The 12,702-nt window shown below is 62.0% G+C and carries 9 protein-coding genes; 4 read left to right on the plus strand and 5 right to left on the minus strand.

From position 1 onward, the window contains the following. Positions 1 to 77: 77 nt before the first annotated feature. The 4 genes from BANT918_RS00705 to BANT918_RS00720 all read right to left on the minus strand — a co-directional run bounded on the left by BANT918_RS00705 (position 78) and on the right by BANT918_RS00720 (position 5,689). Positions 78 to 1,505: a glyceraldehyde-3-phosphate dehydrogenase gene (locus BANT918_RS00705; protein ID WP_101618525.1), complete on the minus strand. Its 1,428-nt coding sequence runs from the start codon at positions 1,503 to 1,505 to the stop codon at positions 78 to 80. A 53-nt stretch (positions 1,506 to 1,558) separates the two neighbouring features. Next, positions 1,559 to 2,599 carry a YhjD/YihY/BrkB family envelope integrity protein gene (locus tag BANT918_RS00710; protein ID WP_101618526.1) on the minus strand — a complete coding sequence of 347 codons (1,041 nt, stop codon included), beginning with the start codon at positions 2,597 to 2,599 and terminating at the stop codon, positions 1,559 to 1,561. Between the two features lie 171 nt (positions 2,600 to 2,770). After that, on the minus strand, positions 2,771 to 3,808 hold the full coding sequence (locus BANT918_RS00715; protein ID WP_101618527.1) for a glutathione S-transferase family protein: 1,038 nt from the start codon (positions 3,806 to 3,808) through the stop codon (positions 2,771 to 2,773). Positions 3,809 to 3,880: 72 nt separating this feature from the next. Beyond that, positions 3,881 to 5,689 carry an AMP-dependent synthetase/ligase gene (locus tag BANT918_RS00720; RefSeq protein ID WP_101618528.1) on the minus strand — a complete coding sequence of 603 codons (1,809 nt, stop codon included), beginning with the start codon at positions 5,687 to 5,689 and terminating at the stop codon, positions 3,881 to 3,883. Positions 5,690 to 5,879: 190 nt separating this feature from the next. Here BANT918_RS00720 and leuS point away from each other — a divergent pair, with 190 nt between their 5' ends. Both leuS and nadE read left to right on the plus strand, forming a co-directional pair. After that, a complete protein-coding gene (leuS, locus tag BANT918_RS00725) occupies positions 5,880 to 8,804 on the plus strand; it encodes a leucine--tRNA ligase (RefSeq protein WP_101618529.1) in 2,925 nt (974 codons plus the stop codon). Positions 8,805 to 8,843: 39 nt separating this feature from the next. Then, positions 8,844 to 9,671 carry an ammonia-dependent NAD(+) synthetase gene (gene nadE, locus BANT918_RS00730; protein WP_101618822.1) on the plus strand — a complete coding sequence of 276 codons (828 nt, stop codon included), beginning with the start codon at positions 8,844 to 8,846 and terminating at the stop codon, positions 9,669 to 9,671. Between the two features lie 6 nt (positions 9,672 to 9,677). On the opposite strand, the gene BANT918_RS00735 is transcribed toward nadE, so the two are convergent. Next, entirely contained in the window at positions 9,678 to 10,373 is a 696-nt protein-coding gene (locus tag BANT918_RS00735) for a hypothetical protein (RefSeq protein WP_233429195.1), read from the minus strand. 94 nt (positions 10,374 to 10,467) lie between these two features. Between BANT918_RS00735 and BANT918_RS00740 the strand changes: the two genes are divergently transcribed. Both BANT918_RS00740 and BANT918_RS00745 read left to right on the plus strand, forming a co-directional pair. Next, positions 10,468 to 11,775: a UDP-glucose dehydrogenase family protein gene (locus BANT918_RS00740; protein WP_101618530.1), complete on the plus strand. Its 1,308-nt coding sequence runs from the start codon at positions 10,468 to 10,470 to the stop codon at positions 11,773 to 11,775. Then, positions 11,772 to 12,647: a DegV family protein gene (locus BANT918_RS00745; protein WP_167389348.1), complete on the plus strand. Its 876-nt coding sequence runs from the start codon at positions 11,772 to 11,774 to the stop codon at positions 12,645 to 12,647. The genes BANT918_RS00740 and BANT918_RS00745 overlap by 4 nt, the downstream gene beginning before the upstream one ends. Positions 12,648 to 12,702 lie beyond the last annotated feature (55 nt).

Below are 12,702 nucleotides of genomic sequence, written 5' to 3' on the forward strand. Positions count from 1 at the left end.
CGAGCCACCATTCTCAGACAGCGAAGCGCCCGCAGCCATTCAGGCTGCGGGCGCTTCCGGATGGGAACAGGATCAGGTCAGGGGAACGCGGGAACGTCGACCCCGGCCATCTTCGCCACACAGCGAATGACCTGGCAGCTGTAGCCGAACTCGTTGTCGTACCAGACGTAGACGACGACACGATCTTCATCGACGATGGTGGCCAAACCATCGACGACACCTGCTCGCTTCGAACCGACGAGGTCGCTGGAGACCAGCTCGGGAGAGGAGACGTAGTCGATCTGATTGCGCAACGACGAATTCATCGAGGTCTCACGCAGGAATTCGTTGAGCTCATCGACGCTCGTTGCAGTCTCAAGGTTGAGGTTGAGAATCGCCATCGACACGTTCGGTGTCGGAACGCGGATCGCGTTGCCTGAGAGCTTGCCTTTGAGCTCTGGCAGAGCCTTTGCCACGGCCTTGGCCGCTCCGGTCTCCGTGAGGACCATGTTGAGGCCGGCGGCGCGACCACGACGGGAGCCCTTGTGGAAGTTGTCGATGAGGTTCTGGTCATTGGTGAATGAGTGCACCGTCTCGACGTGGCCGTTGCGGACCCCGTACTTGTCATGGAGGGCCTTGAGCACCGGGGTGATCGCGTTCGTGGTGCACGATGCCGCTGACATCACCGTATCGTCATCGAGGATGGCAGCGTCGTTGACTCCGTAGACGATGTTCTTGACGTCGCCCTTGCCGGGGGCAGTGAGGATGACCTTTGACGCGCCGGGGCACTCGAGGTGTTTGGACAGGCCCTCTTCGTCGCGCCATTTTCCCGTGTTGTCGACGATGACGGCATCGTTGATGCCGTATTCGGTGTAATCGACCTGCGAGGGATCGTTGGAGTAGATGACCTGGATCAGTGTGCCGTTGGCCTGGATCGTGTTGGCGTCTTCATCGACGACGATGCTGCCGTCGAAATTGCCGTGCACGGAGTCACGCCGCAGCAGCGAGGCACGCTTGACGATGTCATCATCGCTGCCCTTGCGGACGACGATCGCACGCAGACGCATACCTGTGCCGCCGGCGCGATCAATGAGAATGCGGGCCAACAGCCGGCCGATGCGGCCGAAGCCGTAGAGCACGATGTCGCGAACTGCACCGTCTTCAGCATTGGTGCCCGCCACCGAGTCCAGCTCGGTGGAGAGGAAGTCCTCGATGGAGTCGGACTGTTCCTGCTGTTTCTGGATGAGGCGGCCCAAGTCGATTCGGGTGGGCCCTAGGTCGAGCTCGGTCAGGGCCCGAACGATCTTGACTGTCACCTCGATGTCGAGATCCTCGCCGAGGAAGTGGCGGGCGTAGCGGTGAGCCTTGATCATCCCGGTCACCGACTTGTTCAGCAGAGACCGACCGAACAGCGTCAGCAGAACATCATTCTCGCGATACAGGCGTCCGGTCAGTGGGATGAGTTCTTCGGCGGCAGTCTGCTTGTTCGCCCATTCATTCAGGCGAGCCGTCGTTGCATCAGTCAAAGGTCGTATCTCCTCGGTCAGTTAGCGAATTCTCGCCCAGTCTAACGGGTCGCCTACTCGCGTTTCGTCTGGTGCTCGTCGTATCGCCGGAATCCGAGCAGCGTCAGTGCGACGATGCCGGCACCGGTCAGGAGTGCACCGAGGCTCTGGATCTGGACCTGGGGCTCGACGAGGCGGTATTCGGGTGAGGGATCTTCCTGCGGCCGCGGTGGATTCGCGGTCCCGATCCAGGCCGCAACGAACAGGACTATCCGGGCGAAGATATTCATCGTCAGCATGATCGCGATGATCGAACCGAACACGCCTGCGGCTTTGTTGCCGGAGAAGATCTCGACGAGGACCGTGGCCAGGTTGAGGAGGATCGTGAAGGCCACAGCACCGATGAGTGAGCCCCTCATCTTGGCTCTCTTGCCCACCGGATGGTCGGGCAGCATGGTGAAGAGGAACATGAAGATCAGCCACGCGGCGCCCAGAGTGATGATGATCGGAACGACGACCAGCAGGCCCGAGGCCCACCCTGGAAGATTGAGCTTCTCGCTGATGAGCGGCTGGAGGCCGCTGCCGATGACGGTCAATGCCACGGTGAGCAGCAGGCCGATGATGAGTCCCAGGAGCGTTGCAACGTTGTTGAGGATCTTCTTGACGAACGTTTTGTCGGGGACGACGTCATCGAAGTCTGCGTGCAGCTGCGCTCTCACGGCGGCACCGAGGTTGCCGATGAATCCCTGCCCTGTGTAGAGGGCGGCCAGGATGGCGATGATTCCGACCGACTGCCAGCTGGTGAGGAAGCTCTCCAACTGATCTGTCAGTGACGAATTTCCGCCCACCTGCGTCTCGATCTGCTCGACGACGACGGGGAGGAGCTCCGGCCTCAGCACATCGAGGACGAACCCCAGACTTGCGAAGGTGAACATCGCGATCGGCATCACCGCGAGGACTAGGAAGTAGGTGATAGCGCCACCGAACTGATTGCCCAGCCGCTCGCCGAAACGCTTGATCGCGCGCATCAGATGAGCGGGACCCGGCTGGGTGATGGCGTTGTGGCCGGCTTCGGCCACGGTGTTGCGTGAGGCCAGTACTTTGGCTGGTGCCACTTCGTGCTCCTTCGATCTTAACCCGCAGATGTCTGTTTCAAGACTAACCGCTGGGAACGCGCTGAGAGTGGTGGATCGTGCTTCTAATCCAGACTTCTGACCATGCTGGTTCTGTCTTCGACAGTGCAGTCCGCTGGTTCCACGCTGTCTGCGGGGTCTTCACCAGCATCATCACAGCCAGGCTGCAGCGGTGTGTTCCTCGGGAACTTCTTCACCGGCGGGGACCGGCCCGGGGGCGGTGCCCTTGCCGAAGGGCGATCCGCCCAGCTCCTCGCGGCCGTGAGGCGAGAGCCAGCCGGCGAGATCCGGGCCCTTGGGAACGATCTGCGTCGGGTTCACATCGACGTGGACGATGTAGTAGTGCTGTTTGATCTGAGTGAAATCCACGGTGTCACCGAAGCCCGGCGTCTGGTAGAGATCGCGGGCATAGCCCCAGAGGTTTTCGAAGTCCCGCAGTCTCTGTCGGTTGCACTTGAAGTGTCCGAAGTAGACCGGGTCGAAGCGAACCAGAGTGGTGAACAGACGGACATCCGCCTCGGTGATGGAACCACCCATGAGGTACCGGGAATGGCTCAATCGTTCCTCCATGGTGTGAAGAGCAGTGAACAGCCGGTCGAAGGCTGCGTCGTAGGCCTCCTGGGAGCCGGCGAAGCCGCACCGGTAGACGCCGTTGTTGATCTCGGTGTAGATCAGACGCATGACCTTCTCCATCTCCTCCCGCGATTCTTCGGGCCAGAGATCCGGGGCGCCCTCTCTGTGATACTGCTTCCACTGAGTGGAGAAGTCCTCGGTGATCTGCGCGAAATCGTTCGTCACGACAGCACCGCTGGCGATCTCGACCATCGCCGGAACGGTGATTCCGCGGGGGTAGTCAGGGAACCGTGCGAAGAACGCCTGCTGCAGGCGTTCGATGCCCAGCACCGGATCCACTCCGCCGGGGTCGAGGTCGAACGTCCAGGACCTGGCATCGTGAGTGGGACCCGGCATTCCGATGGAGATGACGTCCTCGAGGCCCAGCAGACGGCGAACGATGACCGTCCGGTTCGCCCACGGGCAGGCACGAGCGGCAATGAGCCTGTAACGACCGGATTCGACCGGCCACTGCGAGTCGGGATCAGCGAGGATCCGATCGTCGATATAGTTCGTGTCTCGGTCGAATACCTCATCCTTGGCCACATAGCTGTTCATCTGACTGCTGTCATCGGACATGGTCTGCTCCCTCGCGAAGGTGCCTGAGTAGTCTCATTGAGTCCCAGCCTACGTCTCACCGCCGGACTGTGGTCAGTCGGCGTAGAGTTCGTCGATGTCAGCTGCGAAGTCCTTGTTGACGACGTGGCGTTTGACCGACTGCTTTGCCGACAGGTACCCGTTGTCTTCGGTGAGCTCAACCGGCAGGATCGCGAACTTCTTGATGCCCTCCGCCCGTGACACCGTTCTGTTGACACTCTCGACCGCCTTCTCGATGGCGGCCCTCACGGTTTCGTCAGTGGAAGCCTGGCGCAGGTCCATGGCCGGCAGGTGATGATTCTTCAACCATGTGGGCAGCACCTCCGAGTCGAGGAAGATGAGCGCGGAGACGAACTTCCGGTTGTCTCCGACGACTACGGGCTGGCCGATGAGGGGGTGGCGTCGCAGGGCGTCTTCGAGTGGTGCCGGCGCGATGTTCTTTCCACTCGAGGTGACGATGATCTCCTTCTTGCGGCCGTTGATCGCGAGGTAGCCGTCCTCGTCGAGCGACCCGAGGTCGCCGGTGGCGAACCAGCCGTCGTGGAATTCCTTGGCGGTGGCCTTCGGGTTGTTCCAGTATTCGTGGAAGACCGGGGCGCCCTTGGCCAGGATCTCACCATCGGGGGCGATCGCCACGCTCACCCCGGGCAGTGGAACTCCGACGGTGCCTATTTTGGCCTTGTCCGGCACGTTCACAGTGATGGGGGCCGTCGTTTCCGTTAGGCCGTATCCCTCGAGGACGATGAGGCCGACTCCGCGGAAGAAATGACCGAGGTGGGCGCCGAGCGGACCGCCGCCGGAGACCGCGTGGGTGACATTGTTGCCCATGACAGAGCGCAGCTTCGAGTACACGAGCTTGTCGAACAGTGCATGCTGCAGTTTGAGCGTGATCGGGATCTTGCCTGCGTCCATGGCCTTGGAGTAGGCCACGGCGACCTGTTCGGCACGGCGGAAGATCTTGTCCTGACCACCGGATTCGGCTTTGGCCAGTGCGGAGTTGTAGACTTTCTCGAAGACGCGAGGGACCCCGAGGATGAACGACGGGCGAAAGCTGCCCAGGGAGTCGGTGAGCTTCGTAAGGTCGGACTGATGTGCCAGGAGGGCACCGGAGCTGATCGAGAGAACTTCGATGAAACGGGCGAAGACGTGTGCCTGCGGCAGAAACAGGAGGCATCGCATGCCTGTCGCGAAGACATCAGGGATCTGCATCTGCGCTGCCTGCGCAGTTTGGACGAAGTTCCCGTGAGTCAGGACGCATCCCTTAGGCCTGCCGGTGGTGCCGGAGGTGTAGATGAGTGTGGCGACCGAATCGCCTGTGACCTGCTGGCGCTGGGTTTCGAGGGCATCGTCGCTGATCTGTCGGCCGGTGGCCTCGAGTTCGGAGAAGGCTCCCTGATCCCAGATCCACAGCTGCGGGGCAGGGACTCCGGCGGCGGCTGCGGCGGCTTCGACCCGGTCGGCATGTTCGCGACTGCTGACGAGGCCGCGGCCGACGCCTGCGTCCTGGATCATCCAGGCGAGCTGTGCTTCGGAGGAGGTGTCGTAGAACGGGACTGAGACCGCTCCGGCGAACCAGGCGGTGTAGTCGCTGAGAGTCCATTCGTAAGAGGTCGGTCCGAAGATCGCGATTCGGTCTCCGACCTCGACACCCGAGGCGATGAGTCCCTTGGCCGCGTTTCTGACCTGGGTGAGGAATTCACCCGCAGACACCTCTTCCCAGTCGTCCTCGACAGGCTTGGCCACGAGAGGACGGTTCGGGTTCTCTGTAACCGTCGCGAGGAAGACATCGGTCGTCGAAGAGGTCGTGTCGACCTCGAAGCCGACGACCGGGGTTGTTGACTGCTGCATTGTCGCTGGGCTCATGAGGTCTCCTTCTGGGCGTAAGTTACTGCCCGGTTATCCTACTGCGGGAGCGTTGTGAGGTGAAATCCCTCACGTTTGGAAGCTCAAACCCTCCTCACACGTCTATCTGGCAGTCTAGCCAAGTCGATGCAGGGAATGTTCAGAGTACGATGGTCGAAACCCGCTCACGCCCAGTCAGTGAAGGAAGGTAATGACGACGATTCCTGAGGAGACCAGTTTCCGCTATGACGCGGTGCTGGCCGAGAAGATCGAGAAGTCGTGGCAGCACACGTGGGAAGAGGCGGGAACATTCCATGCCCCGAACCCCACTGGTGATCTGAGCCAGGCTGCCCGAGATCTTGGTCGACAGGATTCGGAGTCCGCCTATGGTCCGCCACAGGCACTCGGCGAGCGTGAGTCCCTCTACATCATGGACATGTTCCCTTACCCCTCTGGGGCGGGCCTGCATGTTGGCCACCCGCTGGGCTATCTGGGCACGGATGTCTACGGCCGCTATCAGCGGATGCGCGGGCACAACGTCATGCACGCACTGTCCTATGACGCCTTCGGATTGCCAGCAGATCTGTATGCAGTCCAGACGGGCCAGCACCCGCGCATTACGACTGATGCGAATATCAAGAACATGACACGCCAGCTGCGTCGACTGGGGCTCGCCCACGACGCACGCCGCAGCTTCGCGACCACTGACGATGACTTCGTCCGGTGGACCCAGTGGATCTTCCTGCAGATCTTCAACTCCTGGTACGACCCAGAGGCAAGCACCGAGGGAGAGGACTCTTTCGGTGCGGCTCGGCCGATCTCCACACTGATCGAGGCGTTCGCCCAGGGAACCAGACAGACGCCTGACTCTCGTCCCTGGTCCGAGCTGAGCCCGGCCGAGCAGGAGAATATCCTGCAGGACTACCGTTTGGCCTATGTCTCGGAGTCCCCGGTCAACTGGTGCCCGGGGTTGGGCACCGTACTCGCGAACGAGGAGGTCACTGCCGAAGGTTTGTCCGAGCGCGGCAACTTCCCGGTCTACACCCGCCGCCTGCGGCAGTGGAACATGCGCATCACCGCCTACGCCGATCGCCTCATCGACGATCTGGACGATTTGGATTGGCCTTCGGCAGTGCGCAGCATGCAGGTCAATTGGATCGGCCGCTCCAAGGGTGCCCTGCTGCGCCTGCCTGTGGCCGCATCAGATGCTCAGGTCGAGGTCTACACGACCCGTCCGGACACACTTTTCGGCGCCACCTATCTCGTGCTCAGCCCAGAGCATCCGCAGGTTGCCGAGCTCACAGCCGCTGAATGGGGCGATCAGACGCCCGATTCCTGGCGCGGTGATCAGCCCACCCCTGCCGAGGCGATCGCCGCCTACCAGCGCGATGCAGCTGCGAAGACCGATGCGGATCGTCAGCAGAGCAAGGACAAGACTGGGATCTTCACCGGGTCCTATGCGATCAATCCTGCGACCGGTGAGCAGGTTCCGGTCTTCGTTGCCGACTATGTGCTGATGGGTTATGGAACCGGTGCGATCATGGCTGTTCCGGCCGAGGACGCCCGCGACTGGGACTTCGCGAAGTCCTTCGGTCTGCCTTATGTGCGTACCGTTGCGCCTCCGGCCGACCACGATGAGGATACGCCCTTCACCGGAACCGGCGTGATGATCAGCTCCGCCAACGACGAGATCGATATCAACGGTCTCGAGGTCGAAGCGGCGAAGGCAAAGATCACCGAATGGCTGGCCGACAAAGGGCTGGCCACCGAGTCGACCCAGTACCGTCTGCGGGACTGGCTGTTCTCACGGCAGCGCTATTGGGGCGAACCCTTCCCGATCGTCTACAACGAGGCCGGAACGCCCATCGCCTTACCCGACTCAATGCTGCCGGTCGCGCTGCCCGAGGTCGATGACTTCGCTCCTCGGACGTTTGCCGCCGACGACGCCGACAGCCACCCGGAACCGGCCCTGGGTCGCAATCGCGACTGGGTCGAGGTCGAACTCGACCTGGGCGACGGTCCGCAGAAGTACTACCGCGAGACGAACACGATGCCCAACTGGGCAGGATCGTCCTGGTATCAGCTGCGCTACGCCGATCCGCACAACAGTGAACGTCTCGTGGACCCGGTCAACGAGAAGTACTGGATGGGCCCGCGCGAATCCAAACCTCGAGGCGGCGCCGATCTCTATGTCGGCGGTGCCGAGCACTCGGTTCTGCACCTGCTCTACGCCCGGTTCTGGCACAAGATCCTGTTCGATCTTGGCCACGTGTCATCGTCTGAGCCATTCCATCGTCTGGTCAATCAGGGCTACATCCAGGCCTACGCCTACACCGACTCGCGCGGGGTCTACGTTCCCGCCGCCGAGGTGGAGGAGAAGACCGATGACAACGGCGATTCGACCTTCTGGCACGACGGTGCGCAGGTCAACCGTGAGTACGGCAAGATCGGCAAGTCGCTGAAGAACTCCGTCATGCCCGATGAAATGTATGACGCCTACGGTGCTGACACGTTCCGTGTCTATGAGATGTCGATGGGACCGATCGAACAGGCTCGTCCCTGGGAGACGCGTGCTGTCGTCGGTGCGCAGCGGTTCCTGCAGCGCGTGTGGCGCCTCTTCGTGGACGAAACCACCGGTGAGTCCGTGATCAGGGACGGTGCGGCAGACCCTGAGACGCTCAAGGTTCTCCACCAGGTCATCGATGGTGTTCGTGACGACATGGACCACCTGCGATTCAACACCGCGATCTCTAAGCTGATCGTGCTCACGAACCACGCGACGAAGCACGGCGGAGCCACGGCCGATGTGCTTGAACCGCTGGCCATCATGCTCTCGCCCTTCGCACCGCACCTGGCCGAAGAGCTGTGGTCAAAGCTGGGCCACACATCGACGCTGACCTATGCGACCTTCCCCGCTGTCGATCCGCAGCATCTGGTAGCCGACCAGGTCACCTGCGTCGTCCAGGTCAAGGGCAAGGTGCGAGCGCGTCTCGAGGTCGACCCCGACATCTCGGCAGAGGATCTGGAGAAGCTGGCACTGGAATCGCCGAATGCGCTCAAAGCGCTCGACGGGGCTGGGGTACGCAAGGTCATCGTTCGGGCACCCAAACTGGTCAATATCGTCCCCGACGCCTGAGACACGGCGTCTGCCCGGAAGGGTTGAGTACATATGTCAATGGAATCCACACGGGATGAGATCCGGCTCACCTTGGGGGTGAGACCGACAATAGATCCGGCGACGGAAGTCGCTCGTCGCGTCGAATTCCTGGCCGACTACATCCTGACCACCGGCGTCAAAGGGCTGGCCTTGGGAATCAGCGGTGGGCAGGATTCAACTCTGGCCGGACGACTGTGTCAGTTGGCGGTCGAAGAGCTGCGCAGGCGGGGAGCTGGCGCCGAATTCTGGGCGATCCGCTTGCCGCATCACATTCAGACCGATGAGAGTGACGCTCAGGCTGCGATGGAATTCATCCGAGCCGACCACGAAATCGTCTTCAACATCGGTTCGGTCACTGACGCGGCGGCGGCTGAATATGAGAACGCCACCGGAGCGGCCATCACCGATTTCGGCAAGGGAAACGTCAAGGCACGGATGCGAATGGTCGCTCAATTCGAGCTGGCGGGGGAGAAGCGGCTCCTCGTCGCGGGTACCGATCATGCCGCTGAGGCCGTGACCGGCTTCTTCACCAAGTTCGGTGACGGTGCCGCCGATGTGGTGCCGCTGGCCGGACTGAACAAGCGGCAGGGTCGAGCACTGCTAGACCACCTCGGCGCCCCCGATCATCTTGTTCGAAAGGTTCCGACAGCGGATCTGCTCGATGAGGATCCGGGCCAGACCGATGAGTCGTCACTGGGCCTCAGCTACGACCAGATCGACGACTTCCTCGAGGGCAAAGACATCGATGAGGCTGCCGCTGCAGTACTCGTCGAGAAGTACCGTGCCTCCGAACACAAACGTCGGACCCCGGTGACCCCGACCGATTCGTGGTGGATCCGTCACTGACATCGTTCAGGCGACGAGTCCGAGTTCCAACGCTGTCTGGTTGAATTCCCACCGGGCGGAGACGAACCTGGCGCCCAGGCTCTCGCCGCGGCTGCGTGCCTCCGTGTACTCTCTCCAGCCGCCCTTGCGGGAGTCTCCGGGACGGATCTCTCGCTTCGTCTTATCGTCCGCGAGCTGCCGTGTCTCTTCGTTCACCCAGATCGACAGAGCCTCGGCCGCGCGGTAGAGATTCATGAACGCGGTGTGGGAACGCGGGTTGTCGAAGCTGGACTTCGAGAATTCCTTCCTGAAGGTGTGCAGCGGCTCGAGCTCGTCGACGTCGAGCGTCCCGTAGGTCGCATCAAGACGCAGCGACTGCACCAGGCCGGCAGAATCCGGGAGCAGGCCCAGGATCCGCCGTGCTCGCTCTTCGTCGGGCAACGCAGTGACCTCTTCGTCGACGGGGGTCAGCCCCAAGGTGTCAAGACGCCCGCGCTCGGTGCTCAGCAACTGGCGCAGGGAATCGATCTGTATCTGCGCCCGGCGCCACTCACCATGGAACATGAGCAGGGCGACGATGACTCCCAGGCACAGAATCAGGCCGATGGCCCAGGCGAACGGATGCAGTCCGGGCACAGCGAAGACCACGATGCCCAGCACGCTGAGCACCGCGAACGTCACCGCCGCCGGTGAGTTGGTCAGGAAATCCAAGAAACGCTTCACAATTCCAAGGGTACTGTTTCAACCTGCAGATATCGTGGAACCTAGTGGCATATAGTGTGGCTGAAATGCCGGGACGAAGCAGGGAGAACACGGGTTGAAGATTTCAGTCATCGGTTGCGGTTACCTGGGCGCTGTTCACGCGGCGGCTATGGCATCACTGGGACACGAGGTCGTTGGTGTCGACGTCGATGCAGACAAGGTTGCTGCGCTGACCTCTGGTCGGCCCTCCTTCTTCGAGCCGGGGCTGAGTGAATTGCTGGTGAAGGGTCAGAATCTCGGCAGTCTCGAGTTCACCACGGATGTCTCGCGTGTCGCGGACGCGGCGATCCATTTTGTGTGTGTCGGGACTCCGCAGAAGCCGGGGGAGTTCGCAGCCGATGTCACGTATGTCGATGCTGCTGTGGAGTCGCTGGTTCCCCATCTGACTTCGTCGTCGGTGGTTGTGGGCAAGTCCACTGTTCCTGTCGGTACTGCTGAGCGTCTGGCTGCTGCTCTGGTTCCCACGGGGGCGAGTCTGATGTGGAATCCGGAGTTCCTGCGTGAGGGCCATGCCGTCGAGGACACACTGCACCCGAATCGTCTGGTCTACGGCGTTGCCGAAGGTGAGGCCGGTGAACAGGCCACGGCGGTCCTCGACGAAGTGTATGGGCCGATGCTGGCGGAACAGACGCCGCGCATGGTCACGGACTTCGCGACGGCCGAGCTGGTCAAGACTGCTGCGAACTCGTTCTTGGCCACGAAGATCTCGTTCATCAATGCAATGGCTGAGCTGTGTGAGGCCTCTGGTGCGGACGTGACCCAGTTGGCGGATGCGATCGGGATGGATGATCGCATCGGACGGAAGTTCCTCAATGCTGGTCTCGGCTTCGGCGGTGGGTGTCTGCCCAAGGACATCCGTGCGTTCATGGCTCGTGCTGGTGAGTTGGGTGCCGATCAGGCGGTGGCGTTCCTGCGTGAGATCGATTCGATCAATATGCGTCGGCGTGTGCGCATGGTCGACATTGCCAGGGACACCTTGGATGGATCGTTCATCGGGAAGAAGATCACGGTCCTCGGAGCTGCGTTCAAACCCAACAGTGATGATGTTCGGGATTCGCCTGCGCTGGCGGTGGCGCGGCTGATCGCGACACAAGGCGGTGTGGTGACGGTGACGGATCCGCAGGCGATCGACAACGCGGCGAAGACGTTTCCCGAGTTGAACTATGTGGCTGATGCGTCTCAAGCTCTGGCCGGTGCAGATGCTGTGCTGCTGCTGACGGAGTGGCAGGAGTATCGGGATCTTGATCCGGTGGCTACGGCGTCGCTGGTGTCTGGCCGGGTCCTCATCGATGGCAGGAATGTGCTGACACCCCAGGTGTGGCGCTCGGCTGGTTGGACATATCGGGCGCTGGGCCGTCCATGAGGATTGGTCTGGTCACCGATTCGACGGCACAGCTGTCAGATGCGGAGACAGCCGCGTTGCGTGAGATCACCGGTGACCTCTTCGCTGTCGTTCCCCTGACAATCCTCGTCGGAGGGGTCGCCTTCACCGACGGGGAGCTTGACGCGGCAGACCTGTGCCTGAAGATGGACGAAGGCGTTGAGGTGTCGACCTCTATGGCGACGCCCGCCCAGTTCTCGAATGCCTATTCGACGCTTCTTGATCATGGTGCTGAGGCGATCATCGCCGTGACCATGTCGGGTGAGCTCTCCGGGACCCGGGATTCGGCCGTCGCTGCAGCTCAGAGCGAGGAGTCGCTGATCAACGTCGTCGACTCCCGGACCACCTCGGCGGGCCTCGCCGGTGCTCTATCGATCGCGGCCGCCGGGATCGGCCACGGACACGACGTGGCATCGATCGCCGGCACAGTCGCCGACTGGTGCGCTGGCGAGACCCGAACCGCATTCGCTCCGGAGACCTTGGAACACCTGCGCCGAGGCGGTCGCATCGGTGCCGCGTCCTCTCTGCTGGGCCGGGCCCTGCAGATCGTCCCGGTGCTCGGGCTCAGCGCCGGTGTCGTGGCTCCTGTCGCCAGAGTCCGGACCCGCGCTAAGGCACTTGAGCGCATGGTTGCACTGGCTGGTGAGGCCGCGGCAGAGATCGCCTCCGATGAGCAGGATGTGTACGTGGAGATCCAGCATGCAGACGGTGAGCCCTCCCACCCAGATGTGGTCGCGCTGCGCGAGAAGATCGAAGCCGCCGGTCTGCCGACGACGTTTCGAACCTTGTCGGCCATCATCACCGCCCACGTCGGATCCGGCACGATCGGAATCACGGTCCAGACCAGACCGTGAGCCCCCGCGCTCGACCCCCACTGCATCGAATCTCGCTGATCTGAGTTGCTCGTCG

The sequence above is a fragment of the Brevibacterium antiquum CNRZ 918 genome, from assembly GCF_900169145.1.
GTDB classification, from domain to species: domain Bacteria; phylum Actinomycetota; class Actinomycetes; order Actinomycetales; family Brevibacteriaceae; genus Brevibacterium; species Brevibacterium koreense.

Coding starts and splice junctions, on each gene's coding strand:
- BANT918_RS00715 (WP_101618527.1), bottom strand. CDS start 3,808: ATGTCCGATGACAGCAGTCAGATGAACAGCTATGTGGCCAAGGATGAG.
- BANT918_RS00720 (WP_101618528.1), bottom strand. CDS start 5,689: ATGAGCCCAGCGACAATGCAGCAGTCAACAACCCCGGTCGTCGGCTTC.
- leuS (WP_101618529.1), top strand. CDS start 5,880: ATGACGACGATTCCTGAGGAGACCAGTTTCCGCTATGACGCGGTGCTG.
- nadE (WP_101618822.1), top strand. CDS start 8,844: ATGGAATCCACACGGGATGAGATCCGGCTCACCTTGGGGGTGAGACCG.
- BANT918_RS00745 (WP_167389348.1), top strand. CDS start 11,772: ATGAGGATTGGTCTGGTCACCGATTCGACGGCACAGCTGTCAGATGCG.